11 protein-coding genes are annotated in these 16,851 nt (G+C 68.6%); 4 read left to right on the top strand and 7 right to left on the bottom strand.

Annotated elements, in window-relative coordinates; genetic code table 11:
• Window positions 1-5: 5 nt before the first annotated feature.
• Window positions 6-1,820 (top strand): hypothetical protein, encoded by a 1,815-nt coding sequence (locus ACJQWM_RS08970; RefSeq protein ID WP_411306775.1) that lies wholly within the window; start codon window positions 6-8, stop codon window positions 1,818-1,820.
• A gap of 285 nt (window positions 1,821-2,105) precedes the next feature.
• On the opposite strand, the gene ACJQWM_RS08975 is transcribed toward ACJQWM_RS08970, so the two are convergent.
• Complete coding sequence (locus tag ACJQWM_RS08975; protein ID WP_332703963.1) at window positions 2,106-2,549, bottom strand: c-type cytochrome; 444 nt, start codon at window positions 2,547-2,549, stop codon at window positions 2,106-2,108.
• 14 nt (window positions 2,550-2,563) lie between these two features.
• Window positions 2,564-2,965 (bottom strand): c-type cytochrome, encoded by a 402-nt coding sequence (locus tag ACJQWM_RS08980; protein ID WP_332704008.1) that lies wholly within the window; start codon window positions 2,963-2,965, stop codon window positions 2,564-2,566.
• A gap of 512 nt (window positions 2,966-3,477) precedes the next feature.
• On the opposite strand from ACJQWM_RS08980, the gene ACJQWM_RS08985 reads away from it, so the two are divergent.
• The 3 genes from ACJQWM_RS08985 to ACJQWM_RS08995 all read left to right on the top strand — a co-directional run bounded on the left by ACJQWM_RS08985 (window position 3,478) and on the right by ACJQWM_RS08995 (window position 11,301).
• Window positions 3,478-4,614, top strand: a complete 1,137-nt coding sequence (locus tag ACJQWM_RS08985; protein WP_332703961.1) for an efflux RND transporter periplasmic adaptor subunit — start codon at window positions 3,478-3,480, stop codon at window positions 4,612-4,614.
• Between the two features lie 100 nt (window positions 4,615-4,714).
• Window positions 4,715-8,179, top strand: a complete 3,465-nt coding sequence (locus ACJQWM_RS08990; RefSeq protein WP_332704006.1) for an efflux RND transporter permease subunit — start codon at window positions 4,715-4,717, stop codon at window positions 8,177-8,179.
• The gene (locus tag ACJQWM_RS08995; RefSeq protein ID WP_332703959.1) at window positions 8,176-11,301 is read left to right on the top strand and encodes an efflux RND transporter permease subunit; all 3,126 of its coding nucleotides are present in this window, start codon (window positions 8,176-8,178) and stop codon (window positions 11,299-11,301) included. Before ACJQWM_RS08990 ends, ACJQWM_RS08995 begins: the two co-directional genes overlap by 4 nt.
• A 182-nt stretch (window positions 11,302-11,483) precedes the next feature.
• Here ACJQWM_RS08995 and ACJQWM_RS09000 read toward each other — a convergent pair whose 3' ends face one another.
• From ACJQWM_RS09000 to ACJQWM_RS09020, 5 genes are all read right to left on the bottom strand, one after another.
• On the bottom strand, window positions 11,484-12,695 hold the full coding sequence (locus ACJQWM_RS09000) for a TraB/GumN family protein (protein WP_332703957.1): 1,212 nt from the start codon (window positions 12,693-12,695) through the stop codon (window positions 11,484-11,486).
• 237 nt (window positions 12,696-12,932) lie between these two features.
• Complete coding sequence (locus ACJQWM_RS09005) at window positions 12,933-13,751, bottom strand: alpha/beta hydrolase (RefSeq protein WP_332703955.1); 819 nt, start codon at window positions 13,749-13,751, stop codon at window positions 12,933-12,935.
• 125 nt (window positions 13,752-13,876) lie between these two features.
• Entirely contained in the window at window positions 13,877-14,482 is a 606-nt protein-coding gene (locus ACJQWM_RS09010; protein ID WP_332703953.1) for a TetR/AcrR family transcriptional regulator, read from the bottom strand.
• A 180-nt stretch (window positions 14,483-14,662) separates the two neighbouring features.
• Window positions 14,663-15,568 carry a carbon-nitrogen hydrolase gene (locus ACJQWM_RS09015; protein ID WP_332703951.1) on the bottom strand — a complete coding sequence of 302 codons (906 nt, stop codon included), beginning with the start codon at window positions 15,566-15,568 and terminating at the stop codon, window positions 14,663-14,665.
• Window positions 15,569-15,665: 97 nt separating this feature from the next.
• On the bottom strand, window positions 15,666-16,700 hold the full coding sequence (locus ACJQWM_RS09020) for an agmatine deiminase family protein (RefSeq protein WP_332703949.1): 1,035 nt from the start codon (window positions 16,698-16,700) through the stop codon (window positions 15,666-15,668).
• Window positions 16,701-16,851 lie beyond the last annotated feature (151 nt).

Genomic DNA, 16,851 nt, shown 5'->3' on the forward strand with positions numbered 1-16,851 from the left:
GATCCATGTATTCCGCCGCTGACCTGATCAACTTCGTGCAGCGCAGGCTGCGCCTGACCGCGTGGCGCGGCAGCCATCCTCCCGGCGAGTTTCCACCGGGCTGGGAGGACTGGTTCGCCTCGATGGATGAGCGGGGCGGAACGGTCACCGGCGCCTCGGCCGATTCGCTCACCGCGGTGTTGCTGCAACGCCCGCCCAGCGTGCCGCCGGCGCGGGTGGCGTCGATGACGCAGTGGCAGGCGTTTTCGGCGATGTGGCGGCAGCAGTGGCACGAGGCGGAGAGCGACGAGCGCGGACTGCGGTGGGCCGCGGGCACTGTCTCGGCGGCGGTCCATCTGGTGCTCGGGCTGGCGCTTCTGTGGCTGCTCTACCTGCCGGCCCCGCCGGCCAGTGCGCCGCCGCAAGGCGAGATGGTGGTGCAGGTCGAGTACACCGGGACGGGTACGCCGGAGGAAATCGGGGGCGGTCCCCCGCCGCAGCCGGATGCGCCGGTCGACCCCGGGCGCGCGACCGAGCAGGCGGTCGTCCCGCCGCCACCTGCCGCGCCTGCCGATGAGGCGCCGGCCGGGACTGCGGCGGTCGAGCCGGCGCCGGTCGAGCCCTCACCGGCACCCTTGCCCCCGATGCCAGCGCCGGCGCCGGTAGAGAGTCTGGCGACGCCGCTCGAGATCACCCCGGTGCTCCCCGAGCTCCAAGTGCCGGACGTGCCGGTGCCGGAGGTCGTACCGCGCGAGATACCGGTACCGACGCCGCCCGCGCAGGCGCAGCAGCCGCTCGCGGTCAGTGAGCCGGCGCCGGACGCCACCGAAGTCTTCCTGCTGCCGCCGCCGACCCCGCGCGTCGTCGAGCCGGAGATGGCCGCGCCGGAACTGAGTGCGCCGATGCCGATCGTGCGCCGCCGCGACGTGCCCCAGCCCGAGGTGCCAGAGCCTGAACCGGTATTCCAGCCACCGTCCGCGCCGCTGCGCCCCATCGTGCAGCCCGATCCGGCGCCGCTGGCGCTGCCCCAGCGGGTGCCGGAGGTTGCGGTGCGCGAGGTGCCGGCGCCGCTGTCGCGCGCAATCGAGCGCGATCTGCCGGTGCGCCCGATCGAGGCTCCCGAGTTGCGTGCGACCGTGCCGGAAGTGCGGCGGGCGATGATTCCGGCGCCGCCGTCCGTCGAGCCGTCGCAGGCCGGGCCCGCACCGGCGGCGCCATCAACGGCGGGGACATCACCGGCTGAGTCGCTGCCCGCTGAGGCGGCCCCCGCGGCATCGCCGGCACCCGCTACGGACCAGGCACGCGACGAGCTGGTGGGCAGCGGTCCGCGTCCGGCACCGACCGCAGGCGGCTGGGCGACGCCTGCGCGGGCGGACGACTGGGGCGATGCCGCGCGCGACCAGCCCGGTGCGCAGCGCGGCGACGAGCCGGGCATCTACAACAGCGACGGCAGCGTGCGGCTGGCGGATACCCCGGGTTCGGCATCGCCGGGCATGCCGCCGGGCACGGTGACCGACGAAATCACCGACCTCGACCGCTCCGGCACCTGGCTCAAGCGCCCCCCGATCGATTACGAGCCGACCGCGTTCGACCAGTACTGGCGCCCCAACGAGACGTTGCTGGCCGAATGGGTGCGCAGGGGCATGCGCGAAGTCGCGATCCCGATCCCGGGCACCAACAAGACCATCCTGTGCGTGGTCTCGATGCTCGGCCTCGGCGGCAGCTGCGGCATTTCCGACCCGAACCTCAACGAGCAGCCCGCCACCGCGCGGCCGCCACCGGACATCCCCTTCAAGCCGGAGCTGCAGGAGGACAACGGCAGCATCCGGCCGGGCGGTTGAGCAGCGGTGGTGGGTTTTACCCTGTAGGAGCGGCTTCAGCCGCGACCGGTGCCCGGCGTCGGCACACGGTCCTGGTTCGCGGCTGAAGCCGCTCCTACGGGACCGTCAAGGCAGGACGACGACCGCCGTTTCGGCCGCGATCGATCGGTGCCCGGCGTCGGCAGATGGTTTTGGTTCGCGGCTGAAGCCGCTCCTACAGGAGGCGGCCAGGGGCGGTGTGTACCCGGAACCGAGAAGGCCTGCATGAGAGCAGGCCTTCGGGACGCGACGGATGGCCTGAGCGCGTTACTGGTGCGCACCGTGCAGGTCGGTCAGTTCGCTCGGGCGCGAGGCGAACCAGACCGACAGGTCGGCGATCTGCTGGTCGGTCAGGTTCTGTGCCTGGGCCGCCATCAGCGGGTGTTCGCGGGTGCCGTCGCGATAGGTCTGCAGCGCGTACGCGAGGTAGTCGGCGTACTGGCCGCCGAGCTTGGGGTAGCTCGGGTCGATCGGCGCATTGCCGTTGACGCCATGGCAGTCAATGCAGGACTGGCCGGTCGCGGCGCCCTTGGTGGTGGCGCGCTCTTCGCCCGCGACGATGTTGCCGCTGGGCAGGCCGGCCGACGAAGAGGTCGGTACCGTGTTGGCGTCGCCGCTTTCGGCGCCTTCGGAATCGGGGGAACAACCCGTGGCCAGTGCGGCGAGCAGGACGGTGGCGATGACGCCGGCGTAGAGGCGTGATTTCGTCATGGACGTCAGCTCACTCACTTCAGGTTCGACAGGAAGGCGGCGATGTCGGCGATGTCCTGCTCGGAGAAGCTCTGCGCCTGGGCCTGCATGGTCGGGTGCTTGCGCGCGCCCGAGCGGTAGTCGTTGAGCGCGCCGACCAGGTAGGTCGCCGATTGCCCGCCGATCTTGGGCACGTGGTAGTTCGGGTAGGCGTTCTCATAGCCTTCCACCCCGTGGCAGCCCTGGCAGGTGTAGGTCAGCATGCGGCCGGTTTCGGCATTGCCGCGGACGCTGGACACGCTCGAGGCTTCGGCGGAGGCGACGGTCGGCACGGTCGTGGTCGGCGCGGTGGTCGGGGGGCTGGCAACGTCCTGGGCGGCCGCGGGCGCGGCGGCGAAAACCAGGGCGAGGCAGGCGGCGATCGTCAACGGTCGCATCATGTCTGGGTCCGCAATCTCAATGGCTGGCGAAAGGGTGGAAGCGCGTTTTCGGCTCTTCTGTTTTCGGTGTCCGCCTCCTCCGCGCCGGGCCGGTCCAGCGCCGGGCACTGCGGAAAACCGTAAACGGGACACCGGAAACCACGCAACTGGCCAAGTATAGCTTGCGCCATCGGCGCAACGAACCGCTGCGGTTTTGTATCGATGGGTCGGGTGCATCCAGGTCTTGTCTCGCAGGCCGCATCCGCCGGGCGTAGGCCCCGCCGCCGAGCCGACCTGCAGGGTCCACCGAGCGAGTCCGCCATGCCCGATCGCAGCGTGACCGCCGGTCGCGGGCGTCGCCTGCTTCTACGACGGAACCGCGTCCTCGACGGGCCTGTCGCGGCTCGCCGCCGAGGGGCATGGCGGCAGTCACCGTGACCTTCGGCGGATGCGGGTTTTCCGATGGGTGATATACCTTCGTACAACACCGGCATACAGGCCGGCCGACAGCCACATTCGGGATAACTGAGATGCGCCTCCAGATTCGTTCGCACCACCGCGCCCATGCCCGCGCCGCCGCACTCGCACTGGCCTGCACGTTGGCCCTAGCCGCCTGCAGCGGCGGCGGTCCGGGCGATGCGCAGGCCAAGACCACCGAGCAGGAGGCGCCCGAAGCGGTGCCGGTCGAAGTCGCCGAGACCTCGCTGCGCGCGATCTCCGCCAGCTACACCGGCACCGCGCCGCTGGAGGCGCGCGGCGAGTCGCAGGTGGTCGCCAAGACCTCCGGGGTGGCTCTGGAGGTGCTGGTCGAGGAGGGCGACGTGGTCCGTGCCGGCCAGACCCTGGTGCGCCTGGACTCGGCCCGCGCGCAGTTGCAGGCGGCGCAGTCGGCCGCGCAGATGGCCAAGTTGCAGAGCAACTACCAGCGCTCGCGTCAGCTGGCCGAGCAGCAACTGCTCAGCGCCAACGACCTCGACCAGATCAAGTACGACCTCGAAAATGCGCGCGCGACCAATCGCCTGGCCAACCTGGAGGTGTCCTACGCCAATGTCACCGCACCGATCTCCGGGGTGATCGCCTCGCGCTCGATCAAGACCGGCAACTTCGTGCAGATCAACACGCCGATCTTCCGCATCGTCGACACCTCGCGCCTGGAAGCGGTGCTCAACGTGCCGGAGCGCGAACTGGCCACGCTCCAGCCCGGGCTGCCGGTGGAGCTGAGCGTCGATGCGCTGCCGGGCAGGACCTTCACCGGCACGATCGATCGCATCGCACCGGTGGTCGATGCCGGCAGCGGCACGTTCCGGGTGATCGCCGCGTTCCAGAGCGATGGCCTGCTGCAGCCGGGAATGTTCGGCCGCATCAGCATCGCCTACGACCAGCGCGCCGACGCGCTGGTGGTGCCGCGCCTGGCGCTGCTTGATGGCGCCGGCGACCCGGCCGTGTTCGCGGTGCGCGACGGCAAGGCCCTGCGCGTGCCGGTCGAGCTGGGGTATCTCGATGGCGCCTGGGCGGAGATCCGCAAAGGCCTGCAACGCGGCGACCGCGTCGTGGTGGCCGGCAAGGCCGCGCTGCGCGACGGCAGCGCAGTGCATGTGATCGGCGACAAGCCGGTGGCGCCGCAGGTGGCGAGTGCACCGGCAGTCAGCCCGGCCGACCAGCAGTAAGCGCGAGGACTGCCAGGTGAGCGATTCCGTGAGCAACTCCCAGCGACACCCTCCCGCCGACGGCGCGCCGCACCATCGCGACGACGCAACCCCGTTTAACCTGGTCGAGTTTTCCACCCGCCGCCGCGTGACGGTGGCGATGGTGACGATCAGCTTCCTGCTGTTCGGCCTGATCGCGCTGGGCAACCTCAAGGTCGATCTGCTGCCGGACCTGAGCTATCCGACGCTGACGGTGCGCACCGAGTACGTCGGTGCGGCGCCGTCGGAAATCGAGACCCTGATCAGCAAGCCGGTCGAGGAGGCGGTCGGCGTGGTCAAGGGGCTGCGCAAGCTGAAGTCGGTGTCGCGCACCGGCCAGAGCGACGTGGTGCTGGAGTTCGCCTGGGGCACCGACATGGACCAGGCCGGCCTGGAGGTGCGCGACAAGATGGAAGTGCTGCAGTTGCCGCTGGAGGCCAAGGCGCCGGTGCTGCTGCGGTTCAATCCTTCGACCCAGCCCATCCTGCGCCTGGCGCTGTCGGCCAAGGACACCGCGGCCGGCGCGGAAGGGCAGGCAAACGACAGCGAATCGGTACGTCAGCTCACCGTGCTGCGGCGCTACGCCGATGAGGATCTCAAGAAGAAACTCGAGCCGGTCGACGGCGTTGCCGCGGTCAAGGTCGGCGGCGGCCTGGAGGACGAGGTGCAGGTCGACATCGACCAGCAGCGCCTGGCCCAGCTCAACCTGCCGATCGCCACCGTCATCGAGCGCCTGCAGCAGGAGAACGTCAACGTCTCCGGCGGGCGGCTGGAGGAAGGCTCGCAGCGCTACCTGGTGCGTACGGTCAACCAGTTCGCCAGCGTCGATGAAATCGGCGAGATGCTGGTGACCACGCAGAGCGCCGGCGGCGGCGCGGCTGCAAGCGCCGCCGAGCAGATGGCGCGGGTAGCGGCGGCCAGCGGCGATGCCAGCTCGATGGCGGCGGCGGCCTCGGTGCAGAGTGCGTCCTCATCCTCCGGCGCGGTCGCCGGCGGCATGCCGATCCGGCTCAAGGATGTAGCGACCGTGCGCCAGGGCTACAAGGAGCGCGAGGCGATCATCCGCCTCGGCGGCCGCGAGGCGGTCGAACTGGCGATCTACAAGGAAGGCGACGCCAATACCGTCGCCACTGCCGACGCGGTGCAGGCGCGGCTGGACCAGGTCAAGGCGCAGATCCCGCCGGATTTCGAACTGACCGTGCTCGACGACCAGTCGCAGTTCATCCGCCACGCCATTGCCGACGTCAAGAAGGATGCGGTGATCGGCGGCTTCCTGGCGATCCTGATCATCTTCCTGTTCCTGCGCGACGGCTGGAGCACGTTCGTGATCGGGCTGTCGTTGCCGGTCTCGATCATCACCACGTTCTTCTTCATGGAGCAGATGGGGCTGAGCCTCAACGTGATGTCGCTCGGCGGCCTGGCGCTGGCGACCGGGCTGGTGGTGGACGACTCGATCGTGGTGCTCGAATCGATCGCCAAGGCGCGCGAGCGCGGGCTGGGCGTGCTGCAGGCGGCGATCACCGGCACCCGCGAGGTCAGCATGGCGGTGGTCGCCTCCACCCTCACCACGATCGCGGTGTTCCTGCCGCTGGTGTTCGTGGAGGGCATCGCCGGGCAGCTGTTCCGCGACCAGGCGTTGACCGTGGCGCTGGCGATCGGCATCTCGCTGGCGGTGTCGATGACACTGATCCCGATGCTCAGCGCGATCAAGGGCCGGCCGCCGATGGGTTTCCCGGAGGAGCCACCGCATCCTCGCTGGGAGCCCGAATCGAAGTTGCACAAGCCATTGGCACTGGCCGAGCGGGGCATCGGTGCCGGTTCGCGCGGCGTGTTCTTCGGCCTGGTGTGGGTGTTCGTGCGCGCCTGGCGCGGCGTGGTGGCGGTGGTCGGGCCGGTGATGCGCAAGGCCAGCGACATCGCGATGATGCCCTACGCCCGCGCCGAACGCGGCTACATGAAGCTGCTGCCGGCGGCGATGCAGCGCCCCGGCATGGTGCTCGGCGCGGCTGCGGCGGCGTTCGCCCTGACCCTGCTGATGGTGCCGATGCTCGGGGCCGACCTGATCCCGCAACTGGCGCAGGACCGTTTCGAGATGACCGTCAAGCTTCCGCCCGGTACGCCGCTGCGCGATACCGACGGGCTGGTCCGCGACATCCAGCAGCGCCACGGCGACGAGCCCGGCGTGGCGGCGCTGTATGGCGTCAGCGGCAGCGGCACGCGGCTGGACGCCAGTCCGACCGAGAGCGGCGAGAACATCGGCAAGCTCACCGTGGTCATGGCCGATGGCGGCAGCGAGTCGGTCGAGGCGGCCACCACCGAGCGCCTGCGCGACAGCATGACCGCGTATCCGTCGGCGCAGGTGGACTTCAGCCGGCCGCAGCTGTTCAGCTTTTCCACGCCCTTGGAGATCGAGTTGCGCGGCGACGATCTGGAAACGCTGGAGCGTGCCGGCCAGCACATGGCCGCGATGCTGCGCGACAACCCGCACTACGCCGATGTCAGCTCGACGGTGGAGCAGGGTTTCCCGGAGATCCAGATCCGCTTCGACCAGGACCGCGCCGCCGCGCTTGGGCTGACCACGCGCCAGATCGCCGATGCGGTGGTGACCAAGGTGCGCGGCGAAGTCGCCACGCGCTACAGCTTCCGTGACCGCAAGATCGACGTGCTGGTGCGCGCGCGCGAATCGGACCGGCAGTCGCTCGACGACATCCGGCGCCTGATCGTCAATCCCGGTAGCAGCCGCTCGGTGCGGCTGGAGTCGGTGGCCGATGTGGTCTCCACCACCGGCCCGAGCGAGATCCACCGCGCCGACCAGGTGCGCGTGGCGATCGTGTCGGCCAACCTGCGCGATATCGACCTGGGCGCCGCGGTGGCGGAGGTCGAGCAGATGGTCGCCGAGGGCAGGCTTTCTAAAAGCCCACTGACCGACGTGCGCATGCACATCGGCGGGCAGGGCGAGGAACTGGCCGAGTCGGTCAAGTCGCTGCTGTTCGCGTTCGCGCTGGCGATCTTCCTGGTCTACCTGGTGATGGCCTCGCAGTTCGAATCGCTGCTGCACCCGTTCGTGATCCTGTTCACCATCCCGCTGGCGATGGTCGGCGCGGTGCTGGCGCTGCTGGTGACCGGCAACTCGATTTCGGTGGTGGTGTTCATCGGGCTGATCCTGCTGGTCGGGCTGGTGACCAAGAACGCGATCATCCTGATCGACAAGGTCAACCAGCTGCGCGAGGCGGGCGTGGCCAAGCGCGATGCGCTGGTCGAAGGCGCGCGTTCGCGCCTGCGGCCGATCATCATGACCACGCTGTGCACGCTGTTCGGCTTCCTGCCGCTGGCGATCGCGATGGGCGAGGGCGCCGAGGTGCGCTCGCCGATGGCGATCACCGTGATCGGCGGCCTGCTGGTATCGACCCTGCTGACCCTGGTGGTGATCCCGGTGGTGTACGACCTGCTGGATCGCCGCGCCGACGGGTACTACCGCGTGCGTGGTCGCCGCGGGGTGCAGCCTGGCATCGATCCTGGTGCAGGCGAGGCGGAGCAGCCGGCATGAGCATCGCCGAGCTCAGCCTCAAACGCCCCGTCACTACGGTGATGCTGTTCGTGTCGATGGTCGTGATCGGCCTGATCGCGGCGGTCCGGTTGCCGCTGGAGGCGCTGCCGGACATCTCGTTCCCCGGCGTGTTCGTGCAGCTGCCGTATCCCGGATCGACCCCGGAGGAGGTCGAGCGCACCGTGCTACGCCCGGCCGAGGAAGCCTTGGCCACGATGAGCGGGCTGGAGCGCATGCGCGGTGGCGCCAACGCCGATGGCGCCTTCATCGAGATCTACTACTCCGACTGGGACACCAATGTCGCCATCGCCGCCTCGGAGGCGCGCGAGCGTCTGGATGCGATCCGCGATGAGCTGCCAGCGGATCTCCAGCGCTACAACGTGTTCAACTTCTCGACCTCCGACGAAGCCGTGCTGCGCGTGCGCCTGGCCGGCGACATCGACCTGACCGGCGCCTACGACCTGATTGACCGCGAGTTCAAGCGCCCGCTGGAACGCATCCCCGGCGTGGCGCGGGTGGAGGTGAGCGGTGCAGCGCCCAACGAGGTCGAGATCGCGATCGATCCTGAGCGCCTGAGCGCGCACGGCCTGAGCCTCAACGAGCTCAGCGCCCGCCTGCGCGCGCTCAACTTCTCGGTGTCGGCCGGCGAGATCGAGGACGGCGGCCGTCGCTTCCGGGTGCAGCCGGTCGGCGAGCTGACCGACCTGCAGCAACTGCGCGACCTGGTGATCGACACGCGGGGCCTGCGCCTGTCGGACATCGCCGATGTGGACCTGAAACCGGCGCGCATGGATTTTGGTCGCCGCCTGGACGGGCGCGCGGCGGTCGGCCTGGACATCTTCAAGGAGCGCAACGCCAACCTGGTGGAAGTCTCCAGCACGGTGCTCGCGCGGATCGAGGAGATCCGCCAGGAGCCGGCGCTGCGTGGGGTCGACGTCAAGGTGATCCACAACCAGGGCGAGGAGGTCACCGGCTCGCTGCTGGAGCTGGCTGAGGCCGGCGCTGTCGGATTGGCGCTGTCGATCATCGTGCTGTTCTTCTTCCTGCGGCACTGGCCGTCTACGCTGATGGTGACGCTGGCGATCCCGATCTGCTTCGTGATCACCCTGGGATTCATGTACTTCGTCGACGTCACCCTCAACGTGCTGTCGCTGATGGGCCTGCTGCTCGCGGTCGGCATGCTGGTCGACAACGCGGTGGTGGTGGTGGAGAGCATCTACCAGGAGCGCGAGCGCATGCCCGGGCAGCCCTACCTGGCCTCCATCATCGGCACCCGCAACGTGGCGATCGCGCTGTCGGCCGGCACCCTGTGCCATTGCATCGTGTTCCTGCCCAACCTGCTGGGCGAGACCAACGACATCAGCATCTTCATGGCGCAGATCGCGATCACCATTTCGGTGTCGCTGCTAGCTTCGTGGCTGGTCGCGGTCAGCCTGATCCCGATGCTCTCGGCGCGGATGAAGACGCCGCCGGCGGTCAGCCAGCAGGCGGAGTCGGGCGCCGGGAAGCGGGGTGCGGGCGGGCTGATCCCGCGGATGCAGCGCCGCTACGCCGGGATCCTGCGCTGGACCCTGGAGCACCGCGGCTGGAGCGTGGTTGGCATCGTGCTGATCGTCGCGGTCAGTGTCGTGCCGATGACCCAGACCAAGTTCGACATGTTCGGCGGCGGCGGTGGCAACGAGGCCAACCTCTACTACCAGTTCAAGGGCAGCTACACCAAGGCGCAGGTGTCCGATGAAGTGCTCCGGGTGGAGAACTACCTCAACGACAACCGCGAGCGTTTCAACATCACCCAGGTGTATTCCTGGTTCGGCGAGGGCGGTAACGCCGGCACCATGGTCACCTTCGATGACAGCATCGGCGACACCAAGCCGCTGACTGATGTGATCAGCGAAGAGCTGCCCAAGTCCGCGCGTGCCGAGATCGGCATCCGCGGACAGGACAACCAGGGCGGCGGCCCGGGCCAGAATGCGCAGGTGATGCTGGTCGGCGATTCCAGCCAGATGCTGGCCGAGTTGGCCGGGGACATCGTGCCGATCCTAGCCCGCAGCGAGGCCTTGCGTGACGTGCGGGTGGATGCCGGCGACCAGAACAATGAGCTGATCGTGCGGGTCGATCGCGAACGCGCGGCAGCGTTCGGCTTCAGCGCCGAGCAGGTATCGAGCTTCGTCGGCCTGGCGCTGCGTGGCTCGCAGTTACGCGAGTACAAGCGCGGGCTGACCGAGGTGCCGGTTTGGGTCCGCTTCGCCGGTGCCGAGGACTTTGACGTCAACGACATCGCCGCGTTCACGGTGCGCGCGCCCGACGGCCGCAGCGTGCCGCTGCTGAGCATGGTGGACGTCGACGTGCAGCCGGCGGCCAACCGGATCAGGCGCACCGATCGCCAGACCACGCTGACGATCCTGGCCAACCTGGCCGGCGAGACCACCATGCCCGAAGCGCGCGAGGCGATGGAAGCTGCGCTGGATGGCGTCGCGTTCCCGCCGGGCTACAGCTACTCGTTCGATGGCAGCGGGTTCGAGAATGATCAGGAGGCGATGCAGCAGATGATGTTCAACCTGCTGATCGCGCTGGTGATGATCTATGTGGTGATGGCGGCGGTGTTCGAGTCGCTGCTGTTCCCCGCGGCGATCATGAGCTGCGTGCTGTTCTCGATCTTCGGCGTGTTCTGGCTGTTCTGGATCACCGGCACGTCGTTCACGATCATGTCGTTCATCGGCATCCTGGTGCTGATGGGGGTGGTGGTGAACAACGGCATCGTGATGGTCGAGCACATCAACAACCTGCGCCGGCGCGGGATGTCGCGGACCGACGCGCTGGTGGAGGGCAGCCGCGAGCGCCTGCGGCCGATCCTGATGACGATGGGCACGGCGATCCTGGCGATGGTGCCGATCTCGTTGAGCCAGACGGTCGTGCTCGGCGGCCTGAGCTATTCGCCGATGGCGCGCGCGGTGGCGGGCGGCCTGGCGTTCTCGACCGTGGTCAGCCTGCTGTTCCTGCCGACCATCTACGCGATCCTGGACGACCTGCGCAACGGTACCGCCCGGGTCGTGCGGCGTGCCCGCGGCAGGCGCGAGCCGGGAATGGCAGGCGCATCCGTGGCCGCCTTGCAGGTCGAATGAAGCCACCCTCCGCTTTGGTAGGAGCGGCTTCAGCCGCGAACCAGAACCGGTTGCCACACCGCAGCCGCCAGGTCACGCGCGAATGGGCGGTTCCGTCGCGTCGGGTCGTAAAGCGCCGTAGGGCGGATTTCAACCCGCCTTGTGGCATCACGATGGCGGGTTGAAACCCGCCCTACGTACGGTCAACCGACCAGCTTGCCCAGCATCCGCAGCCCCCCGGTCCACACGCCGATCGCGGTGCCCAGGCTGGTCAGGAAGAAGTTCAGCAGCACCCGGGCGACGCGGTTGCGCCACCAGCCTCGCATCGTCTGCACGTCATCGCGCAGGGCCATGAAGTCGGCGTAGGTCGGTTTGCGCAGCCAGGCTTCGGTCAACGCGCTGAGCGTGCCGGAGGCCAGCGCGGGATGCAGCGGCGTCAGTGGCGAGGCGACGAATGCCACCAGGATGCTCAGCGGATGGCCGCCGGCGATTGCGCAGCCGATCGCGCCGAGCACGCCGGTGGCCAGCACCCACTGCAGCAGCAGGTCGGAGCCGACATCGATGCCGCCCTGCCAGAAGCCCCAGGCGAAGCCGCCGAGCACGAAAGTCGCCAGCAGGATGGTGAACCACGGGATCGTGCTCTTCTGCGGCAGCGCCTCGAGCTCCTCGCGGATGCTTGCCGGCGCGCGGCTCTCCTCGTGCAGGTGCTGCGCCAGCCCCTGCAGGTGACCGGCGCCGACCACGGCAAGCACTTCGCGCGCATCACCGCTCGTTTCGCGCAGCCGCGCGGCCATGTAGCGGTCGCGCTCGGCGATCACCGTCTCGTAGATCGCCGGGCTTTCGCTGGCGAATTCGCTGAAGCTCGCCTCCAGCATGTCGCCGTGCTTGAGCTTCTCGATTTCCTCGGCGCCGACTTCCTCGTCGGTGAACAGCGACGCCAGCAGGCCGCTGCCCAGTTTGGCCCGGCCCCAGAACCCGAGCCGCGCCGAGGCGCGCTTGAAGGTCAGCCCGACCTCGCGGTCGATCAGATGCACCGGCAACTCGCGATGGCGCGCCTCCAGGGTGGCGCGCTTGAGTTCGGCGCCCGGCTCGATGCCCAGTTGTTCGGCCAGCCGGCGCTGGTACGCGGCCAGCGCGAGGTTCGCGGCAAACATTGCGGTCCGGCCGGTGCGCAGCACCTGCACCAGGTCGAGCTTGGACAGGGCGTCCGGATCGCTCAGCGCCTGCAAGCGCGGTGCATCGAGCTCGACGGCGACGGCGTCGAACCGGCCACTTCCGATCGCATCGCGCACCGCCTCGACGCTGGCCTGGGAGACGTGCGCAGTGCCCAGCAGGGTGTAGCGCACGCCGTCGCGCTCGACGATCTTGTGCGGTTGGCTCTTCAGCACTTCTTCCAACGTCATCAGCTCAGTCAAGGCGGTGGTCCGTCCGGGCGGGCGAGCGGCTGCAGGCAGGTTGTCGGGAGGCTAGGGGCATGGATGTCGACCAAGGCCACGGCGGCGAGCCGCGGCCGATTTGCGGAAATTTGGGGGGCGGCCGGTGAAGCAGGCCGAGCGCAATGCAGGCGGCGAGCTTAGAGCGCCAGCGGATGCCCGGCAAACCGCACCGAGATAGCAGGTTCACGCATCCCGGGCCTGGTTGCTCCAGCCATGTCAGGCCAGGCCGAACGGCAGGTTTGGCGACGACACCACGCGATCTCCGACTTCCTCGCCGCGCAGGAAAGCCAGTCCGGCCGCGATCACTGTGGCGTCGTCGAGGACACGGCGATGGCCGAGGCCCTGGGTGCTGAGCAGCCGCGCCGCGCGCCAGTGACGTGCCCAGCGCTCACCCTCCGCCCACGGCACGTCGGGGTCCTCCAGATCGTGCACGATCAGCGCCGGCCGGCCAATGCAGGGCGCGTTGCGATGCGCCTGCTGGGCGTCGAACCCGGTCCCGAGACGCGCCTCGAACATCGCGAACATGCGTCGGCACAGGTGCTCGGCCAAGCCGACCATGCGTGCGAAGCGGTGCGCGGCATCGACCGGATCGGCTGCGGGCGCGATCAGGATCGCGCGCTTGGCCTGCATTCCGCGCGCGAGCGCCAGCGCAGCCGCGGCGCCACCGAGCGAATGACCGATCACGGCCGCCGCCGGACCGTGGCGGCGGCCGATGGCGAGCAGCAGGTCGGTGAACTCCGGCAGCGTGCTGCGCTGGCCGCTGCTGCGGCCGTGCCCGGCCTGATCGAAACCGACCACCGCATATCCTGCCGCAGCGAGTGACGCGACCCACGGCAGTATCCGCGCGCCATGGCTCGACCAGCCATGCGCGAACAGCACATACGGCTGTCTCGCCGGATCGCCCCAGACGTATTGGGCGACGGGACGGCCGTCGATGTCGATCTGGCTCATGGCGGCACCGTCGAAAGTCGCGCGTCGGGCGCGCTCGCGCGAGCCCGGCAGCGGCGTGCAGAACAACTGTGCCGCGCGCCGCATGGCCGCTTCCGGCGCGAACACACTGCCGAGACGAAACCCGGTCCGCAGCAGCTGAAGCTGGACAAGTGACCGAACGGTCGTGCTAAGTTTTAACGACGCGATTGTCATGCGGCACCTGCGACAGATCAGGGGGAGTGGGAGAGGATCAGCCGCTCGAGCGCGCGCTGCCCGCGCGACAGTGCCGCGTCGTAGCCGAACAGGCCGGCGTCGTGATGCACGACAAGGGCCAGTCCGTAGATCTCGAAAGCGAGCTGCATCGGGTCGGTATCCGCCTGCAGTTCGCCGGTGCCGATCGCCAGACCGACCGCACGCGCGAGTTCGGCGCGCCAGCGGGTTTCGTGCTGGATCAGGCGATCACGTAGTGGACCCGGACGGTCGTCGTACTCGCTGACCGCGGCCAGGAACACGCATCCGCCGTCCGCGGTGTGCCGCACCCAGTCGAACCACGCGGCGACGATCGCGCGCAACCGCGGCAGACCGCGACGTGCCTTCAGCGACGGCAGCAGCACGTGTTCGACGAACCGCTGACCTGCGGCATCGAGCACGGCCAGCTGCAGGTCCTCGCGTGAACCGAAATGCGCGAACACGCCGCTTTTTGACATGCCGACCGCCTGCGCGAGCGGCCCGATCGAAAGACCTTCCAGGCCCGCCGAACAGGCAATGCCGAAGGCGCGATCGACGATCACATCGCGGGTCGCGGCGCCTTTGCCGGAAGAGGTGAGAGCGGGCATGCACGAAGAATAGCACGTCCGTTCGTTTTTAATTCGCCGTTCGAGATTATTCGAGGTTCCCTTTTGTAGGAGCGGCTTGTAGGAGCGGCTTCAGCCGCGAGCTTTTGCTGCAGCCCCTTTATCTCCTGTGCAACGCGCTATCGCGGCTGAAGCCGCTCCTACATACGCCAATCAACGCCCTCAGTCGCGGTAGCGCTTGAGCAGATCGCCATACGCATCGATCCGGCGATCGCGTAAAAACGGCCAGATCCGGCGCACGTGTTCGCTGCGTTGCAGGTCGACCTCGGCCATCAGGATCTCGGGCTGCTCGGTTCCGGCTTCGGCCAGGAACTCGCCCTGCGGCCCGAGCACATGGCTGCTGCCCCAGAAATCGATGCCGGAAGCAGCCACGGGCGAAGGTTCATGACCCACGCGATTGCACGACAGCACCGGCAAGCCGTTGGCCACCGCATGGCCGCGATGGCTGAGCATCCAGGCGTCGCGCTGGCGGTCCTTCTCGTCCTGCTCATCGGCCGGGTCCCAGCCGATGGCAGTGGGATACAGCAGCAGTTCGGCGCCGGCCAGCGCCATCAGGCGCGCGCCCTCGGGGTACCACTGGTCCCAGCACACCAGCACGCCGAGCCGCCCAACCGAGGTGTCGACCGGCTCGAAACCCATGTCCCCCGGAGTGAAATAGAACTTTTCGTTGAAGCCCGGGTCATCGGGGATGTGCATCTTGCGGTACTTGCCGGCGATCGAGCCGTCGGTGTCGAACACCACCGCGGTGTTGTGATACAGCCCGGCGCCGCGCCGCTCGAACAGCGATCCGACCAGCACCACGCCGTGCCTGGCGGCGAGCTGACCCAGCCGGTCGGTGCTGGGGCCGGGGATCTTTTCCGCCAGTTCGAACTCGCGGACGTTCTGGTGCTGGCAGAAATAGGCGCCGTTGTGCAGCTCCTGCAGCAGCACGAGTTTCGCGCCGCGCCTGGCCGCTTCGGCTACGCGCTGCTCGATCACCGTCAGGTTCGCGGCGGCATTTCCGCTGCCCTGGTCGATGATCGCGCGCTCCTGGATCAGCGCGACGGGGAGGGTGCTGTGCTTGCTCATGGCATCTCGATAATTGGTAAGCGGCGACGGGTGGGACGGTTTCGGCCCTTCGTCTGCCGGTATGGCCGTGGGATGACGATGGCGGGTCGGACCCGACCTACGCGAGCAGGCCTTGCGGCAACTGCATGGTGATGCAGTGCAGGCTGCCGTTCTGCCAGATCAGCGCACGACAGGGTACCGGTACGACTTCGTGTTGGGGGAAGGCCTTTTCAAGCACCGCCGCAGCGGGTGTATCGGCGGGATCTCCATAGGCCGGTATCAGCACTGCACCGTTGACGATCAAAAAATTGGCGTAGCTCGCGGCCAGCCGGCGCCCTGCATCGATGATGGGCTTGGCCCACGGCAGCTCGAACAGCCGGTACGGACGCCCATCGCGCGTGCGCAGCGCCGCCAGTTCGGCGGCCATGGCCTGCAGTTCCCGGAAGTGCGAATCATCCGGATCGTCACAACCCTGGTAGACGATCGCATCCTCGGCGGCAAAGCGGGCGAGGGTGTCGATGTGGGCGTCGGTGTCATCGCCCTCCAGGTAACCCCGCTCCAGCCACAGCACCCGATCCTGCTGCAGCCACTGTCCTAGCCGGGCCGTGAGCTCAGCGCGCCCCAGGTCGGGATGCCGCTGGTGCAGGCATTGCCAGGTGGTCAGCAGGGTGCCCGCGCCGTCGGTATCGATCGCGCCGCCTTCCAGCGCAAAGTCGATGGTCTGCCGACCGCTGTCTGCGAACATTCCCGTCGCGTGCAGGGCCTCGACCAGCCGGTCGTCCTGCGCGGCATCGAACTTGCCGCCCCAGCCGGTGAAACGAAAATCCAGCAGGCGGAAGCCCTCGCGCCCGCGCAACGTGATCGGCCCGGAATCGCGCAGCCAGGTGTCGTCATAGGCGACCTCGACGAAGCGCACCCGGTCCATGTTGATCCGCGCCGACGACAGCCGCGCGCGCGCATAGGCCTGCACATCATCGTCGGCGACGCAGATCACCACCGGCTGGAACCGGGTGATGGCGGCGACCAGCGCGATGTAGCTGTCCTCGACCTCACCGAGGCGATCGGCCCAGTCAGTGCCGGCGTGCGGCCACGCAATCAGGACCGCGGACTGGGGTTCCCACTCCGCGGGCAGGCGCAAGGCTGGTTGATCCATGGATTCGGCGTCCGGGCGGCAAAGGCGGATTGTCCGCGAAGCACGCGAAAGCCGCAAAAAGCGACCAGATCCCGATCGGGGCATCCGTAGGCTGGGCTGACAAGCCCAGCTTGCACGACGTTGCGCCGAACAGCGCTGGGCATGTCAGCCC

The organism is Novilysobacter longmucuonensis, from assembly GCF_046600735.1.
GTDB lineage: Bacteria > Pseudomonadota > Gammaproteobacteria > Xanthomonadales > Xanthomonadaceae > Novilysobacter_A > Novilysobacter_A longmucuonensis.